This window comes from Hymenobacter crusticola, from assembly GCF_002154225.1.
Classification (GTDB): Bacteria; Bacteroidota; Bacteroidia; order Cytophagales; family Hymenobacteraceae; genus Hymenobacter; species Hymenobacter crusticola.
The window spans coordinates 231,204-247,291 of sequence record NZ_MTSE01000007.1; the positions used below are offsets into that span (position 1 = coordinate 231,204).

The window sequence follows — 16,088 nt, forward strand, 5'->3', positions numbered from 1 at the left end:
TCCGCGAAGCTGGAGCTTCGCGCTACTTTGCCTGCCATGTTCAATCTTACCCCGACGGTTCGACTTCTGTTGTTTATTAACGTCGGTATCTATCTGTTGCAAACTCAGCTAGGGCCACAAGTGTCACTGTTCGGAGCGTTGTATCCGATCGGCTCTATTCACTTTCAGCTCTGGCAGTTTCTTACCTACATGTTCTTGCATGGTAGTTGGGGCCATATTTTGTCAAACATGTTCGGCCTAATCTCCTTCGGCCCCTTATTGGAGCAGCGTTGGGGTGGGGAGCGGTTCCTTACCTTCTGGTTGATTTGCGGGCTAGGTGCCGGGGTACTTTACTCCAGTGTGAAGTACTACGAGCTGCACCAGATGAACGAAGCGCGAATTGAATTTAAGCAGCATCCGACCGGTGTTGGCCTAGCAGATTTTTTTGAAAATTACTATCCCGATGCGACTGGTTACGAGACAGTAGCATCGGCGCTACAGCGAAATCCCAACGACCAGGGGCTAATTAGCTCTGCCAATGAAACGCTACAGGCCGTGTACACGGAGAGCCTAAACTCACCAAACGCGGGTATGCTTGGTGCGTCGGGGGCACTGTTTGGGATCTTGTTTGCGTTTGGATACTTGTTTCCTAACACGGAGCTCATGCTGCTCTTCTTCCCGTTTCCCATTAAAGCCAAGTATTTTGTCACGCTTTATGCGCTCTATGAGCTGTACGCGGGCATCCATCGCACTCCAGGCGACAATGTGGCGCACTTTGCACACTTGGGCGGATTGTTGATTGGCTTTATTGTGTTAAAATTCTGGGAGCGGGGCCGCTCACAGTTTTATTGATTTCTTTGTCGCATGAGTATTCTCAATGACATTCGTACTGCCTTCGACCGCCGCGACAATGCGCTAAATCAGTTGTTGCTGATTAATGTATTGGTGTTCGTAGCGTTGATCTTGATCAGAGTTGTCACGTTCATTGCTGGTAGCGGTGATTTATATGAAGATGTCGTGCGCATCTTCAGCTTGCCCTCGGAGCCGGATGCGCTGATTCGCCGCCCATGGACGGTTCTAACCTATGCCTTCCTGCATCAGGGCTTTCTGCATATTATCTTCAACCTACTGAATCTCTACTGGTTCGGCTCACTGGTGCGCGAGTACCTCGGCGACCGTAAACTGGTAAGCCTGTATATTTTAGGCGCTTTAGTAGGAGCCATATTTTTCCTGCTCAGCTACAACCTGATTCCTGTTTTCCGCATGGGGCCGCCTGCTGAGGTGCTAGGTGCCTCCGGTGCAGTCACGGCCATTATTGTGGGAGCAGCTACGTTGCTGCCTGACTATACATTCAACCTGTTCCTATTCGGACCCGTTCGCATCAAGTACATTGCAGCCGTCGTGGTCCTAATTTCTCTGGCGGGTATCGATGGGGGCAACGCTGGCGGTGAAATTGCCCACATTGGTGGAGCTATCCTAGGTTTTGTGTTTATCAAGCAGCTCCAGCGTGGCACCGACCTAGGTCGTCCAGTGCAAGCTGTTGGCGATTTTATGGGCAGTGTATTCAGCGGTCGGCCGCGCCTGCGCGTCACGCATCGGGGCCGGACGGAAGAACCAGCGGCCGCACGACGCAGCACAGTAGTGAAGCCCGAGCAAGATGAAATTGATCTGATTCTGGACAAAATCTCGCGCTCCGGCTACGAAAGCTTGTCGAAGGATGAAAAGCAGAAGCTGTTTCGCGCTAGCCAGAAATAAGAAGAGTGCAGCAGTTGCAAACAAAAAGCCCACCTGATAATTCAGGTGGGCTTTTTGTTTGCAACGGATAGTATACGTGAGAAGCTACGCGGTAGCTTCCGTCATCTTGTCCAAGGCATCCATTACTTCCTTCACGTGGCCACGGGAGGTTTCGAGCAACTGCTTTTCTTCATCGTTAAGTTGAAGCTCAATGACTTTCTCGATGCCGTTTTTGCCGAGAATAACTGGCGCACCTAGGTACACACCATCAATGCCGTATTCGCCCTCTAGCTTGATGCAGACAGGGAACACGCGGCGCTGGTCACGCACAATGGCTTCTACCATCTGAGCAGCGGCGGCGCCGGGCGCGTACCAAGCAGAAGTGCCCATCAGTTTCACGAGTTCGCCGCCACCTACTGCCGTGCGCTGCACAATAGCATCTAGCTGCTCTTTGCCGATCAGCTCAGTTACCGGAATGCCGCCTACAGTGGTATAGCGGGGTAGGGGTACCATCGTATCGCCATGGCCGCCCATCAGCACGGCCTGAATGTCTTTGGGGCTTACATTAAGTGCCTCAGCTAGAAAAGCGCGGTAGCGGGCCGTATCCAGAATGCCGGCCATGCCAAACACTTTGTTCCGCGGCAACCCCGACGTGAGGTGTGCTTGGTAAGTCATCACATCGAGCGGGTTGCTTACCACGATGATAATGGCGTTGGGTGAGTACTTCACCACTTGTTCCGTCACCGATTTTACGATGCCTGCGTTGGTGGAAATCAGGTCGTCGCGGCTCATGCCGGGCTTGCGTGGCAAGCCTGAGGTAATAACAACCACCTCCGAGTCAGCGGTGCGGCTGTAGTCGCCCGTGACGCCGACCGTGCGGGAATCGTAGCCGATAATGGGTGACTTCTGCCAGATATCGAGCGCCTTGCCTTCGGCAAAACCTTCCTTGATATCCACTAATACAACTTCATTGGCGATTTCGCGGGTGGCGAGAACGTCGGCACAGGTGGCGCCTACGTTTCCGGCTCCAACTACAGTTACTTTCATCGGTGAACGGGTTGGGGTGAAGGTTGGGGTACGTGTAAATGTAAGTAAAACCCGTTCACTTCAGCAGGAGATTTTCCAATAACGCAAGGAGTTACACAAGCTGAGCGGCAACACGCAAAAAGCTAGGTTGTTATGCTTTACTCGCACGCAGAACCAGAATGTGTTCCGTGTCCGGCGTTACCTTATACCGTTCGTCGGGACGGTGCCCAATCACCCAGGCAATACGACCATCGGCATTAACGAGCACCCGCACGTCATCTTTCAGGTTAAGCGGTACTTTTTGATCAATGAGGAAATCGCTAAGCTTCTTCTTGCCTTTCATGCCGAGCGGCATAAACCAGTCGCCATCTTGCCAGCGCCGCACCGTTAGGGGAAACTGGAGACGGTCGGCGTCGAGGGCGGTTTCGTTGCGGCCGCGCGGTATGGTGAAGCCTTCGGCCTCCCGTAGTGTAGCCGCAAGGCGCAAGCCATCGGCGATAAGCTCCGGCTGACCGGACATGAGCTGATGTGTGCCGAAGCGAGCTAGGTTCTTGCGCGTAATGACCAGTTGGTCGCGGTCCTTCACCAGCGTGTGGGTGGGCGACTCAAACTGCCGACCAGCCGGCGCTTTGAACGCAGCTACTATGTCCTTCACCACCAAGTACGAGAAGTTGAAAGGTCGGAGCAGCTCGTGCAACACCAGCGCGACAGCGGCAGTAGCTTGCAGCGTAGCAATGTTGAGGTACGTCACCTCATCTTCTACCGTTTGTGCTTGTGCAGCCGTATCTGCTACGTAGCGCCGCACAATTTCCTCGGCACCGCCCACCCGCTCGGCCGTGTATTGCAACGTCTGGTCGAGGTTGGGGTTGATGTCGCGTAGCACGGGCATCACATCGTGGCGGAGGCGGTTGCGCTGGTAGGTGGTGCTATCGTTGGAAGAATCCTCGCGCCATGTGAGCCGGCGCTCCACCACGTAGTCGAATAGTTCTTCTTTGCCAATACCGAGCAAGGGGCGCACGAGGTAGCCATTCTTGACCGGAATGCCGTGCAAACCAGCTAGCCCCGTGCCATGCGTAAGGTTCAGAAGCATGGTTTCGGCAGCGTCGCGCTGATGGTGAGCTGTGGCGATGTAGCTGAGTTGCTGCGTCTGGCGCAGGCGTTCAAACCACTCATAGCGCAGCACACGCGCAGCCATCTGGGTCGAAATGCCTTCTTCCTCGGCAAACGCTTTGGTCTGGAAGAACTCTGCAAAGTAAGGTACGTCGTACTTCTTGGCCAACTTGCGCACAAAATCCTCGTCGGCATCAGCTTCTTCGCCGCGCAGGCCGAAATGGCAGTGGGCAATGGCAAACTGCACACCTAGCTTATGAAGCACATCGGCGAGGGCAACGGAGTCGATGCCACCGCTCACGGCGACGAGTAGCGAATCGGTGGTAAGGGAGAAGAGCTGGTGATCTTCAATAAACTGGCGAACTTGGTCGAGCATAGGAGGGTGATACTGGCGCAGCAGGCTGCTGCAATCCTGATTACTTAGCGCAGAGCTAGGGCACTACAATACAAAGATGGGCGTTACCAGTCGGCCTTCCGTACCTTTGCGCTCAAATGCCGTCCCCTAAGTCACTTTATCTTCTTCTACTTGTGCTTTTGCCTGTGCTAGGCATGGCGCAACAGCGACCCACTCCGCGTGCCGCTACTCCGCCCAAAGGCCAACGTATTGAGCTCCTAACCGCTGCCGAGCTGGTTGGCGGTTCCTTCAATGGCGTTACCATTCGAAAGCTGATCGGCAATGTAAGCTTCCGGCAGGGTACCACGCTGCTTTACTGCGACTCGGCCTACCAATATACCGAACGCAATGCGCTAGAAGCGTTTAGCAACGTGCGTATTATCCAGAATGATACTGTCACCATCACCGGCGACCGGGGCACCTACGACGGCGATACGCGCAAAGCCCGCATGACCGGCAATGTGGTTATGCGCGACCCGAGCATGACGCTCACTACTTCCGCCCTCGACTACGACCTGAGCACCAACCTAGCTTATTACAACACTGGTGGCCACATCGTAGACCCCGAGAATACGCTCGATAGCCAATTTGGCTACTACAACACCACGTCTAAGGTCTTTAGCTTCCGGCGCAATGTGCACGTAGTCACAAAGAGTAACGAAATCAACAGTGACACGCTGCAATACAATACGGTTTCGAAGATTACATATTTCTTCGGGCCGACGCGTATGAAAGACAAGTTGCAGCGCACGCTTTACGCTGAGAACGGCACCTACAACACGATTACTAAGCTGGCGAACTTTCAGCGCAACGCCAAGATCGAAACGCCAGAGTACCTGCTCGGCGGCGACAAGCTGGTCTACGATCAGAACACTGAGTATGGCATCGCGACGGGTCACGTCTCAATGACTTCCAAGAAAGATAATCTGGAAATTCGAGGCGACGTGGGGCGTTATTGGCGCAACCTAGGTCGTATTAAAGTGTATGGTAGTCAGCCCGTAATGCGCAATATCTCCGGAAAGGATACCATGTACTTGGCTGCCGATACACTGCTGAGCATCGAGCCGAAACCGCCCCAGCCGGAGGCGCGAAGCGTGCTCTATGCCTTTCGCAAAGTGAAGATCTTCCGCGGCACTATGCAAGGGCGCTGCGATTCGTTGACCTACGATCGGCAGGACTCCATTATCTACCTGAACCGTAACCCCATTCTGTGGGCCGACAAAAACCAGCTGACGGCTGATAGCATGGAGGTGCGGCAGCGGCGTAACAAGATTGACCAGATTAGGCTTTACGCCAACTCGTTTGTGGTGGGCCAGGACACCCTGCTCAACTTCAACCAAGTCAAAGGCCGCAACATGGTGGCTTACTTCAGCGAAAATAAATTGAAAAAAGTAGACGTACGTGGCAACGCCGAGAGCCTTTATTATGCTCTTGAGGGTGACACGGTCGTGTCGGGCGTGAACAAGGCCTTGAGCGCAAACATGGCGATGCGCTTTGCCGAAAGTAAACTAAGCTCTATTTCCTTTCTGACGAACCCCGATGCTAGCTTTATTCCACCGCCAGAACTCAAGCCCGAAGATGCTAAGCTAAAGGGTTTTGCGTGGCGCGCCCCGGAACGGCCCACGCGTCGGCAAGTGTTAGGCAAACATTTCGCGTTGCCAGTAAAGCCCAAATCCAAAGCAAAGCCTAATTCAAAAACGAAAAAGACCACCCCGAAGAAAACGGCGACGCCCAAAGCCCCAGCGCCCAAGCCTGCTCCGGTGAAAGTGCCCGCTCGGCCGCCGGCTGCCCGCTAGCTATCTGGCGCGCGACCTTTGATTCGGTTTTACCATCTGTTATCTTTGTCCCCCTTATGCTGACTTCCCGTCCGATATTCTTTCTTCTGCTGCTGAGCACGTTAGTTCTTGGCTCCTGCTCGGGCTACCAAAAGCTGCTCAAGAGCTCCGACGTAAATGCGAAGTACGAAGCAGCTATCAAGTATTACGAAAGCGGCGACTATTTCAAGTCGGGCACGCTACTCGAAGAGCTTATTCCGGTGCTAAAAGGCCGGCCAGAGGCTGAGAAGGCACAGTTTTACTTTGCCAACACTAATTACAAGCAGCGCAACTACACACTGGCCGCATACTACTTCAAATCGTTTTACGATACGTACCCAAATTCCCAGTACACGGAAGAAGCAACGCTGTTGCATGCTAAATCGCTGTTCCGCGATTCGCCCAACTACGAGCTAGACCAAACGAACACGTACTCGGCCATTGAGTCGATTGCAGAGTTCATGACCCGGTACCCGGAAAGCAAGTATAAGCAAGAGGCTGAGGGTATGACGCAAGAACTCCAGAAGAAATTGGAGAACAAGGCCTATCTGAGTGCCGAGCTGTATTACAATCTGCGCTACTATCAATCGGCTGTGGTGGCCCTAACGGCCTTCCAGCAACAATATCCAGCTTCTAGCTACAACGAGCAAGCAGCCTTTCTGAAGCTGAGCGCACAGTATAACCTAGCCAAAGAAAGCGTAGAAGAAAAGCAACGGGAGCGGTATTTGGAAGCCATTTCCTTTTATCAGGCTTTCATTGATACGTACCCGCAAAGCCGTAACCTGAAAGCTGCTGAGAATATGTACGATCAGAGCCGTGATCAGCTAGCAAAAATGAAGGAAACCAAATCTACGGCAGCAAATCAGTGAGGTGAATGAATAAATAGCTAAAGGGTTGATCATTGAACTAGACCGGGATAGTTTTCCTCGAAGTACGATAAGCAACCACTTAATCATTCAACTACTCAGCAATCAATAATTTAAACTCATCCATCCCATGAAAACTCCGAACAACGTTCCTGCTTCTATCGTGACGCGCAACATGGCGGACTTAGCCAATGAGACCGGCAACGTATACGAGTCTATTGCCATCATCTCAAAGCGCGCCAACCAGATTTCGGTGAAGCTGAAAGAGGAGCTTAACAGCAAGCTAGCTGAGTTTGCCACCACCGTGGACAACCTAGAAGAAGTATTTGAGAACCGCGAGCAAATCGAGATTTCGAAACACTACGAGCGCCTACCCAAGCCGACTAATTTGGCAATAGAAGAGTTCTTGGAAGGCAAGGTACACTTCAATACCCCCGACGAGGTGGCTGGCCCCGAGCAGACGGGTTTCACCCGGGCTACGGAGTAGTCATTAGCTGCCACAATGCCGCTGCAAGGCCGCAAAATTCTGCTGGGAGTGTGTGGTAGCATTGCCGCCTATAAAGCGGCCATGCTCGTACGTCTCCTCGTTAAAGCCGAGGCCGAGGTGCAAGTCATTCTGACTGCCTCGGCCTCGGCTTTTGTTACGCCGCTTACCCTAGGTACGCTCTCCAAAAAGCCCGTCCTGACCGGATTTCTGAAAAACGAAGCGGCTGGCGAGTGGCACAACCACGTGCATCTAGGCCTGTGGGCTGATGCTTTGGTGATTGCCCCCGCCAGCGCCAATACCATTGGGCACCTCGCCAACGGGCTTTGCGATTCGCTCCTCGATGCCGTGTATCTGTCGGCGCGTTGCCCGGTGTTTTTGGCGCCAGCCATGGACCTCGATATGTACGCACACCCGGCAGTTACGCAGAATTTTGCGCGGTTGCGCTCGTATGGCAACCACATCTGGGAGTCGCCGGCCGGTGAGTTGGCTAGTGGGCTTTCCGGGCCCGGCCGCATGCTAGAGCCAGAAGAAATTGTGGCAGAGCTAGAAGCGTTTTTCTCCTAGGAGCGCGCTATGGTGCGTTCGGTCACCGTCTGCGTCGTTTCAATCAAGGCCACCGATTCTCTTCAACGATTGGACGCGCCGTGGCGCGCTCCTGCAAACCTAGGTTTACAATACATGCGCGTCCTCATCACCGCTGGGCCTACCTACGAACCCATTGATCCGGTGCGCTTCATCGGCAATCATAGCACCGGCAAAATGGGGTACGCCCTGGCCGAGGCCTTCGCTGGGGCTGGCGCAGCCGTAATGCTGGTGAGTGGCCCCACAAACCTCGCCGACCCAGCGCACCCAAACATCAAGACGGTGCGGGTGGATACAGCCGACCAGATGTATGCCGCCGCCGCCGCCGCCGCACCTAGCACGGATATCTGGGTGTTTGCTGCTGCCGTGGCCGACTACAAACCACGGGAGGTAGCCATCACGAAGATTAAAAAAGAAGGTGACACGCTGACGTTGGAGCTTGTGAAGAACGTTGACATTGCCGCGACCCTAGGTCGGACAAAACGGGCCACACAATTTTCCGTGGGTTTTGCGTTGGAGACCAATAACGAAGAAGTTAATGCCCGCGAGAAGCTAGCTCGTAAGCACTTTGATTTGATTGTGCTCAATTCTTTGCGCGACCCAGGCGCTGGATTTCGGCACGACACAAACAAAGTGACGCTGCTGGAGGCCGATGGGCAAATGACTATCTTTGAGTTGAAGCCAAAAGCCGCCGTCGCTGAAGACATTGTCCGCACCATTCTTGCCCGCCTCCCTCATCATGCGTAAGTTTTTGTTGTTGCCCTTGCTATTGTTGGTTAGTTACCTAGGCAAAGCGCAGGAACTGCTCGCCGACGTAACCGTGACTACCGAAAACGTAACGATTTCGGATCGGCAACTCGTCACGCAACTGCAAAATGATATCAAGAGCTTCCTGAATACGCGCCACTGGACCAACCAGGAGTATCGACCGGAAGAGCGCATTCGGTGTCGTTTCTTCGTTGGCATCAGGGAGATTCCGCAGACGGGGACGTACCGGGCAACGGTCCGCATTATCTCTACCCGGCCGGTGTATGGCACTGGGTACGAGACCAACTTGCTTTCCTTCTCCGATCCTAACTGGATCTTCAACTATTCGCCTCAGAACCCGCTCGACTATTCCGAAAATACCTTCGTTTCGAACTTGTCGTCGCTACTAGCTTTCTACGCCTACATCATCGTAGGCATGGATCAAGACAGCTTTTCTAAGCTAGGGGGCTCGCCGTATTACGACCGCGCCCGGACGATTATGCTCAATGCCGCCTCACAAAACAACACCAGCGAGCAGGACCCTTCATGGAAAGACGCCGACCAGCGCAACCGCTATTGGCTGATCAATAACTTGCAGGACCCTATTTTTGAAGCGTTCCGCACCGGGTTCTACGCCTATTATCGGCAGGGGTTAGACGTGTTTATTACTAAACCAGATGATGCGCGAGCCAGTGTGTTCACGGCTATACAAGGCTTGCAACAAGCCGTCGTGCGCCGGCCCGGTACGATGCTGGCGCGGTTCTTCTTCGAGACCAAGTCTGACGAAATTGCTAATATCTTCCGTACTAGTCAAGACGCCCAGCAGAAGCAGCAGGTGATATCCATCATGTCGGAAATAGACCCGACCAACGTTGCTAAGTACCAGACTATCTTACGTCAGCCTTAAGGCTTAACCAAAACGCCTATTTTGAACGGCAAGCAAGGTTTATAATAAAATAATTAGCAGTAAACTAAATCACTTAGTAGATTTGTAGGTAACGGGCGGCTCATTCGCCGTCGGGTAAGCCAGTATTCAGCCTTTCCTAAGGCTCTGATCTTTTATTTTGGCTCCTTATGCTCGTCGATCTTCGTATTCAGAATTACGCTCTTATTGAGCAACTTGAGCTTCGGCCGTCGGCGCTGCTCAATATTATAACTGGCGAAACGGGCGCCGGTAAGTCGATCATGCTCGGGGCTATTGGCCTGCTGCTCGGCAATCGAGCTGACTCACGCATGCTGTTCAACACTGAGCGTAAGTGCGTGATTGAAGGTCAGTTCAACATCTCCGATTACCAACTGCAAGACATCTTCGAGGCCGAAGATCTTGACTATGATACGCAGTGCATTTTGCGCCGCGAGATAAGTCCCACCGGGAAGTCGCGCGCTTTCGTGAACGACACGCCCGTGACGCTCGATACACTGCGCAAAATCGGGGCGAACCTTATGGACATTCACTCCCAGCATGATACGCTGCTGCTAGGAGACGCAGTGTTCCAACTCAACTTGCTCGACCTCTACGCCGGTCTCGTGCCCACCCGGGCCCACTACGGCAATGCCTTCCGGCAGTACCGCAAGCTGGAAGCGGACTTGAAATCCTTGGAAGACCAAGTAGCACAAGCTAATAAAGAGCTGGACTATAACAGCTTCTTACTAAGTGAACTGGAAGATGCCCGTCTCGATGACGAAAACCAGGAGGACCTAGAGCAAGAGATCAAGCAGTTGGAGCATGCCGAAGAAATTAAGTACAAACTCAGCCAAGCCTACCAGAGCTTAAGCGAGAGCGAATACTGCGCTACCGGGAGCATGAAGGAGGCCGCTACGTTGCTGGGGCAAATTGCCGCTTACTCCGATACATTTGGCGCATTGAAAGAGCGCCTCGACAGCTGCCTGATTGAGCTCCACGACATTGCCGATGAAGTAGAAGCTGCTGAGCGCCGCACCGAAGGAGATCCTGCCCGCATCGACGAACTGCAAGCGCGCCTCAACGTGCTGTATAACCTGCAGCGCAAACACCAGGTCCGCGACGTGGCGTCGCTAATCCAGGTGCGCGATGAACTGCGGCAGAAAGTTGGGTCGGTGTTTAGCCTAGACAAGGAAATTGCCCGCCTGCGCAAGGACACTGATGGGGCACTGGCCACGGTGAAGCGGCAGGCTGCCAAGCTGTCGGAGAATCGGCAGAAGGCATTTCCGCTGTTCTCGAAAGAGCTATGTACGCTGCTGGCCGACCTAGGTATGCCACACTCGCGCATTGTGGTGCAGCACAACACGGGCCAACCTACGGCTAGCGGTACCGATGTCATCAGCATTCTATTTACGGCCAACAAAGGTGCTCAGCCGCAAACGCTCAGTAAGGCCGCTTCGGGCGGTGAATTCTCGCGCCTGATGCTCTGCATCAAGTATATGCTCGCCGACAAGACGGCACTCCCTACTATTGTATTCGACGAAATTGACACCGGTATTTCGGGCGAAATTGCGGTGAAAGTGGGGCGCATGATGCAGCAAATGGCCAAAAAGCACCAATTGGTAGCTATTTCGCACTTGCCGCAGATGGCTGCCGCTGGCGATGCGCACTATTTCGTATACAAGGAAGACCGCGCCGACCGCACCGTGAGCCGCATTCGGAAGCTGTCGGAGGAAGAGCGCATCCGCGAAATTGCCCAGATGATTTCGGGCGCCAACCCGAGCGAAAACGCTTTCCAGAGCGCGCGCGAACTGCTAGCCTTAGGTGGGGAGCTGTTAGCAGCGTAAAAACGCCTAGCCTTGTCGTTCCGAGCCGGGCAAAGAATCTGATAGGCTTCAGCTGTCAGATTCTTTGCCCGGCTCGGAATGACTTTTTTTTGCCTCCTTTGTAGTTCCAATATCAAAACACTGCTTTCATGCCTAATAACCTACTCGCTGGCAAAGTCGGTATCATTTCCGGCGCCCTCAACGAAGAATCCATTGCCTGGAAAGTGGCACTCAAAGCCCACGAAGAGGGCGCCCGCATCGTGCTGACCAATGCTCCTTTAGCCATGCGGATGGGCGAAATCAACAAGCTCGCCGAGCAGTGTAATGCTCCGATCATCCCAGCGGATGCTACTTCGGTAGAAGACCTAGAGAAGCTTTTCTCTGGTGCGCAGGAGCAGTTAGGCGGTAAGCTGGATTTCGTGCTGCACAGCATTGGCATGAGCCCAAACATTCGTAAGGGCAAGCATTACGGCGAGCTCAACTACGATTGGTTTCAGAAGACGCTCGACATTTCGGCCTTGTCATTCCACAAAATGCTAGCCGTGGCCGAGAAGCAAGACGCCTTCAATGAGTGGGCCTCCGTGGTGGCGCTGTCGTACATCGCGGCCCAGCGTGCCTTCCTCGACTACACGGATATGTCGCAAGCCAAGGCTGTTCTCGAAAGCATCGCCCGCAGTTACGGCCAACGCCTCGGTAAGCAAAAGAAAGTGCGCGTGAACACCGTAAGCCAATCGCCTACCAAGACAACGGCCGGAACGGGCATTTCGGGTTTTGATGCCTTTTTTGAGTACGCCAACAAAATGTCGCCATTGGGCAATGCTCCTGCCGAAGCCTGCGCCGATTACTGCATTAGCCTCTTCTCGGACCTGACCCGCTACGTAACCATGCAGAACCTCATGCACGACGGCGGCTTCAGTACAACGGGTATTTCAGAAGAAATTGTGGAAGCAATTACTGCCGTGACGAAGCAGAGCGAATAAACTGTTTTACAGTACGTTTCCTATTCTCAAAAGCCCGGCTAGGTAGCCGGGCTTTTTGCTTGTAGAGAACCTAGGCCATTACCGAAACCATCTGCAGGGCTACTTCACCAAGCTGCTGGTTGCCTCGAATCACTAGTTGCTCCCGCACGTGCTCGGGGCGAAGGCTCTTGGAAAACAAGCGCCAGGAAACGTCGGGTGGTATGACAACTTCAGAGGCCACATGCGTGGCCGTTTCTACAAGCGTCCAGCTATTTTCTGTTTTTTGCAAATACCACGAGCCGCCAATATCCGTCGGAATGGTGAGCTGTACCACGGTGCCTGTTTCGGCAGCTACGTGGTGGTAGGTCGGTGGCAAGCCCCGCATAAAGATATTGATGAACGGAAAGAAAAACTCGTGGGTCATGAGGCCGGGTTGCTGCACGGCATCACGGATCTGCTGCTGATGCAGCCACTTTTCCGTGTACTCGCGGGCGATGTGCATCCAGTTTTGGCTTTCACGTTCGCCAGCCCACGCCACGGAGAAGGCCGCCGGCGCAAACGGATCTAACGACGCATAATAGTCGCAGAATGGCTTGCCGGTTACCTCGTGCAACAAGATCAACACCTCTGGGCTAACGCGCTTCATGGCTTTCACCCAATCGGCGTTTAAGCCATTCAGAAAGTTGACTAAATCCTGGTAGGAGTGAATAGGAGGGGGCGGCTCCCCGGCATAATGGTCGCGCAGCATGGACAGAATCCGAATGTTGCCGTCGAGTAAGTGGGCGGCTACATCCTTCACCTTCCACAGCTTAGCAATCGTTTGGCGCTGCCAGTCGTCCGGGGTGAGTGACTTGAGCAGTGCTAGCAGCTTTTCGTCGAGCTGAGGAAGCAGATGCACGATGTCAATTGGTGGCTGAGACATAAGCTAGGGCGTTAGCAGAAGCTAGATAAGTGGCAAACCTAGAAGAAGTTCACTATCCTTAACGACTTCTGCTGTCACTTCGAGCGCGGTGAGGAGTCTGGGTTAGCTACCTGCGTAGCTACCTCAGAGTTCTCGCTGCGCCCGAAACGACACTTCCGGGTGTTAAAATCCTAAAGCTAGCTGTCGGCTTGCCGTTTCGGTAGCCGTATCTAGGTTCGACAGCGTCACGCCGATGAGGCGCACCCCTTGGGGCAGCGGGAACAACGCCGTCAGCAACTCCTGGCTGAAGCGCTCCACTTGCGCCTGTTCGCATAAAGGAGCCAGAAAGCTGCGGCTGCGCGTGATCTGCTGGAAGTCGGCGTACTTCACTTTCAGCGTGAGCGTGCGGCCGCGTAAGCTAGTTCGTTCGCAGTAGCTCCATACCTTTTCCACGCACGGCTGCAAGGCGTCCGTAAGCTCCGGCAGCGTCGCTAGGTCGCGCGGAAAGGTGGTTTCGGCCCCGATAGACTTGCGTAGGCGGTCGGCTACTACGGGGCGGTGGTCGATGGCGCGAGCAATGGTGTAGTAATAGGAGCCCGCTTTACCAAAGTGTTGGCGCAGAAAAGCTTCTGATTGTTGGCGCAGATCCCAGCCGGTGCGAATGCCGAGCTGATTCATCTTGGCCGCCGTTACCTTGCCCACGCCATGAAACTGGCCAACTTCCAGCTGCTCCACAAAAGCTAGCCCCTCGCTGGGGAGAATCACAAACTGGCCATTGGGCTTGCGGTAATCGGAAGCTAGCTTGGCCAGAAACTTATTGTATGAGATGCCAGCCGAAGCTGTCAACTGGGTTTCCTGGAAAATTCTGGCCCGGATTTCGGCGGCAATGCGCGTAGCAGAAGGGATTTGCCGCAGGTTGTCGGTTACGTCGAGGTAGGCTTCATCCAGCGACAAGGGCTCAATCAGGCGTGTGTACTCGGCGAAGATAGTGTGGATCTGCCGCGACACGGCTTTGTACACGTCAAACCTAGGTGGCACAAATAGCAGCTCTGGACACAAGCGACGTGCAACAGCTGCCGACATGGCGGAGCGCACGCCAAACTGCCGGGCCTCGTAGCTGGCTGCTGCTACTACGCCCCGCTCGCGGGCTCCCCCAACGGCCAATGGCCGACCGCGCAACGCGGGTTCGTCGCGCTGTTCGACCGACGCATAGAAAGCATCCATGTCCAAATGGATGATTTTACGCGGCCTTTCTTGCTCGTTCATCTCTGCTGTCAGCACCCCACAAAGATACAACAGCTACGTCGGTGCCATAGCGCAGGCATCCGTTGTGCTACCTAAGTAGAACAAAGAGATTTTTACTTTCTGGCGAGATAGTATGAGCAAGGTAAGGTGTTGTTTTATTGCTATTTGTGCTGCAATAATGCGTCAAATGTTGTATTAAAGGAGTAAGTAATAAGATATAATATAAACTTTATTTAATTTATTACGTTCAATCAAGCACAACAGCAGACTTAGTGTTATGGCAAGATGCTTGCACTCCTAAGTTATTCCTATAGCAGGATTTTTTTGAACTAAATAAACATCGCCATGAAAAAGATCAGTCAACTGCTGAGCTTGGTACTTGTCCTTTCACTGTTGTTTGGCCAAGCCGCTCAGGCGCAAGAAAGGAAACGGTGGAGCCCCCAAGCGAAGGGTACCGTTATCGGTCTAGGTGCCGGCGCCATTACGGGTGCCGTTATCAACAAGCGCAACCGCGTAGTAGGTGGCGCCGTGGGCGGAGTGGTAGGTGGTGCTGCCGGTTATGCTATCGGCAAACACAAAGACAACAAGAACAAAGAAGCAGCACGCATTGCGGCCGCTAATCGGGCAGCTGCTGCTCGTGTTGCAGCAGCCAATCGGCGGGCTGAGCTAGCCCGCCAAGAAGCCAACCGAGCAAAAGCGGCGCCCACTTCCGTGCCCGCTGCTAGCCTCGCCGCCGTCAATGCTGCCGTGCTTTCTGACGCCAATGGCAACGCTGCTTTCCTCCCAAACCCATCATACGGCGACCGTTCGACGCCTTATTCTTCCTCGGAGTACAGAAGAAAAAGCTGGTAAAACCTAGCTGCCTCCGTTTCAAAAGCCCAGGCACAGTTGCTTGGGCTTTTTACATCGCTCATTATCCCCTTCATCACCCCCTCTCATGAAAGCTTTTGTTAGCGCCCTGTGCGCTACCGTTTTGCTCGCCTCGTGCTCAGGTTCCACTGAGAAAGTTAATGTACAAGCGCTAAACCAGCAGTTTATTCAGGCTTGGAACAACAAGGACAGCGATAAGGTAACTGCGCTGCTTGCCGACGATGCTCAGTTTTTGCAAGGTGAAACCCATTTCAGTGGTAAGTCCGAAATCACCGACAAATGGGTGAAAGCTACGCTTGGCACTATCACTAATCTGAAAACCAGCATCGTAAGCTCCGAGACCGATACGAACACCGCATACGAGGCTGGCACTTTCTCCGTCGATGTGCTACCGGCGGGGCCTCAGGAGCCACAGGGTTTCGGCGAAGGCAACTTCATTCTGCTGTGGAAAAAAGGCGCGGATGGCGCGTGGAAACTAAGCTACGCACAGCTTGAAGACCTGCCCGTGCAAGTTAAAAACCGATAGCTCAGCCAAAGATGCGCGTTGCGGTTGTATCGCCGATCAGTTCTAATAAGGCAGGACCTCGATAAAAAATACTGCTGCTAGCGTGAAAAAGCCCCGCGGAGTGACACCTAAATGTCGTCCC

The 16,088-nt window shown here is 53.7% G+C and carries 16 protein-coding genes; 12 read left to right on the plus strand and 4 right to left on the minus strand.

The window, feature by feature from the left end; all coding sequences use genetic code 11:
- Positions 1-36: 36 nt before the first annotated feature.
- Together BXP70_RS15215 and BXP70_RS15220 are read left to right on the plus strand one after the other, a co-directional pair.
- Positions 37-831, plus strand: a complete 795-nt coding sequence (locus BXP70_RS15215) for a rhomboid family intramembrane serine protease (RefSeq protein WP_086594951.1) — start codon at positions 37-39, stop codon at positions 829-831.
- Positions 832-843: 12 nt separating this feature from the next.
- Positions 844-1,734, plus strand: a complete 891-nt coding sequence (locus BXP70_RS15220) for a rhomboid family protein (RefSeq protein ID WP_086594952.1) — start codon at positions 844-846, stop codon at positions 1,732-1,734.
- 84 nt (positions 1,735-1,818) lie between these two features.
- Here BXP70_RS15220 and mdh read toward each other — a convergent pair whose 3' ends face one another.
- Positions 1,819-2,760 carry a malate dehydrogenase gene (gene mdh, locus BXP70_RS15225; RefSeq protein WP_086594953.1) on the minus strand — a complete coding sequence of 314 codons (942 nt, stop codon included), beginning with the start codon at positions 2,758-2,760 and terminating at the stop codon, positions 1,819-1,821.
- A gap of 130 nt (positions 2,761-2,890) precedes the next feature.
- Complete coding sequence (tilS, locus tag BXP70_RS15230; RefSeq protein WP_086594954.1) at positions 2,891-4,225, minus strand: tRNA lysidine(34) synthetase TilS; 1,335 nt, start codon at positions 4,223-4,225, stop codon at positions 2,891-2,893.
- Positions 4,226-4,377: 152 nt separating this feature from the next.
- Here tilS and BXP70_RS15235 point away from each other — a divergent pair, with 152 nt between their 5' ends.
- From BXP70_RS15235 to BXP70_RS15270, 8 genes are all read left to right on the plus strand, one after another.
- Positions 4,378-6,039, plus strand: coding sequence for an OstA-like protein (locus BXP70_RS15235; protein ID WP_245849645.1), 1,662 nt, complete (start codon positions 4,378-4,380; stop codon positions 6,037-6,039).
- A gap of 56 nt (positions 6,040-6,095) precedes the next feature.
- A complete protein-coding gene (locus BXP70_RS15240; protein WP_086594956.1) occupies positions 6,096-6,926 on the plus strand; it encodes an outer membrane protein assembly factor BamD in 831 nt (276 codons plus the stop codon).
- A gap of 127 nt (positions 6,927-7,053) precedes the next feature.
- Positions 7,054-7,410, plus strand: a complete 357-nt coding sequence (locus tag BXP70_RS15245; protein WP_086594957.1) for a DNA-directed RNA polymerase subunit omega — start codon at positions 7,054-7,056, stop codon at positions 7,408-7,410.
- A 15-nt stretch (positions 7,411-7,425) separates the two neighbouring features.
- Positions 7,426-7,974 (plus strand): flavoprotein, encoded by a 549-nt coding sequence (locus BXP70_RS30930; protein ID WP_086594958.1) that lies wholly within the window; start codon positions 7,426-7,428, stop codon positions 7,972-7,974.
- Between the two features lie 9 nt (positions 7,975-7,983).
- Entirely contained in the window at positions 7,984-8,739 is a 756-nt protein-coding gene (locus BXP70_RS30935) for a phosphopantothenoylcysteine decarboxylase (protein ID WP_317044472.1), read from the plus strand.
- Positions 8,732-9,646, plus strand: a complete 915-nt coding sequence (porD, locus tag BXP70_RS15260; protein ID WP_086594960.1) for a type IX secretion system protein PorD — start codon at positions 8,732-8,734, stop codon at positions 9,644-9,646. Before BXP70_RS30935 ends, porD begins: the two co-directional genes overlap by 8 nt.
- A gap of 167 nt (positions 9,647-9,813) precedes the next feature.
- Positions 9,814-11,487 (plus strand): DNA repair protein RecN, encoded by a 1,674-nt coding sequence (gene recN, locus BXP70_RS15265; RefSeq protein WP_086594961.1) that lies wholly within the window; start codon positions 9,814-9,816, stop codon positions 11,485-11,487.
- 128 nt (positions 11,488-11,615) lie between these two features.
- A complete protein-coding gene (locus tag BXP70_RS15270) occupies positions 11,616-12,446 on the plus strand; it encodes an enoyl-ACP reductase FabI (RefSeq protein WP_086594962.1) in 831 nt (276 codons plus the stop codon).
- Positions 12,447-12,516: 70 nt separating this feature from the next.
- Here BXP70_RS15270 and BXP70_RS15275 read toward each other — a convergent pair whose 3' ends face one another.
- Both BXP70_RS15275 and dinB read right to left on the minus strand, forming a co-directional pair.
- Complete coding sequence (locus tag BXP70_RS15275) at positions 12,517-13,347, minus strand: maleylpyruvate isomerase N-terminal domain-containing protein (protein WP_086594963.1); 831 nt, start codon at positions 13,345-13,347, stop codon at positions 12,517-12,519.
- 162 nt (positions 13,348-13,509) lie between these two features.
- Positions 13,510-14,550 carry a DNA polymerase IV gene (dinB, locus tag BXP70_RS15280; protein WP_245849646.1) on the minus strand — a complete coding sequence of 347 codons (1,041 nt, stop codon included), beginning with the start codon at positions 14,548-14,550 and terminating at the stop codon, positions 13,510-13,512.
- A gap of 366 nt (positions 14,551-14,916) precedes the next feature.
- Here dinB and BXP70_RS15285 point away from each other — a divergent pair, with 366 nt between their 5' ends.
- Positions 14,917-15,423: a YMGG-like glycine zipper-containing protein gene (locus BXP70_RS15285; RefSeq protein WP_086594965.1), complete on the plus strand. Its 507-nt coding sequence runs from the start codon at positions 14,917-14,919 to the stop codon at positions 15,421-15,423.
- A gap of 85 nt (positions 15,424-15,508) precedes the next feature.
- A complete protein-coding gene (locus BXP70_RS15290; RefSeq protein WP_086594966.1) occupies positions 15,509-15,967 on the plus strand; it encodes a YybH family protein in 459 nt (152 codons plus the stop codon).
- Positions 15,968-16,088: the final 121 nt, after the last annotated feature.

Coding starts and splice junctions, on each gene's coding strand:
- recN (WP_086594961.1), top strand. CDS start 9,814: ATGCTCGTCGATCTTCGTATTCAGAATTACGCTCTTATTGAGCAACTT.
- BXP70_RS15270 (WP_086594962.1), top strand. CDS start 11,616: ATGCCTAATAACCTACTCGCTGGCAAAGTCGGTATCATTTCCGGCGCC.
- porD (WP_086594960.1), top strand. CDS start 8,732: ATGCGTAAGTTTTTGTTGTTGCCCTTGCTATTGTTGGTTAGTTACCTA.
- BXP70_RS15285 (WP_086594965.1), top strand. CDS start 14,917: ATGAAAAAGATCAGTCAACTGCTGAGCTTGGTACTTGTCCTTTCACTG.
- BXP70_RS30930 (WP_086594958.1), top strand. CDS start 7,426: ATGCCGCTGCAAGGCCGCAAAATTCTGCTGGGAGTGTGTGGTAGCATT.
- BXP70_RS15220 (WP_086594952.1), top strand. CDS start 844: ATGAGTATTCTCAATGACATTCGTACTGCCTTCGACCGCCGCGACAAT.
- tilS (WP_086594954.1), bottom strand. CDS start 4,225: ATGCTCGACCAAGTTCGCCAGTTTATTGAAGATCACCAGCTCTTCTCC.
- dinB (WP_245849646.1), bottom strand. CDS start 14,550: ATGGATGCTTTCTATGCGTCGGTCGAACAGCGCGACGAACCCGCGTTG.
- BXP70_RS15245 (WP_086594957.1), top strand. CDS start 7,054: ATGAAAACTCCGAACAACGTTCCTGCTTCTATCGTGACGCGCAACATG.
- BXP70_RS15275 (WP_086594963.1), bottom strand. CDS start 13,347: ATGTCTCAGCCACCAATTGACATCGTGCATCTGCTTCCTCAGCTCGAC.
- mdh (WP_086594953.1), bottom strand. CDS start 2,760: ATGAAAGTAACTGTAGTTGGAGCCGGAAACGTAGGCGCCACCTGTGCC.
- BXP70_RS15240 (WP_086594956.1), top strand. CDS start 6,096: ATGCTGACTTCCCGTCCGATATTCTTTCTTCTGCTGCTGAGCACGTTA.
- BXP70_RS30935 (WP_317044472.1), top strand. CDS start 7,984: ATGGTGCGTTCGGTCACCGTCTGCGTCGTTTCAATCAAGGCCACCGAT.
- BXP70_RS15290 (WP_086594966.1), top strand. CDS start 15,509: ATGAAAGCTTTTGTTAGCGCCCTGTGCGCTACCGTTTTGCTCGCCTCG.
- BXP70_RS15215 (WP_086594951.1), top strand. CDS start 37: ATGTTCAATCTTACCCCGACGGTTCGACTTCTGTTGTTTATTAACGTC.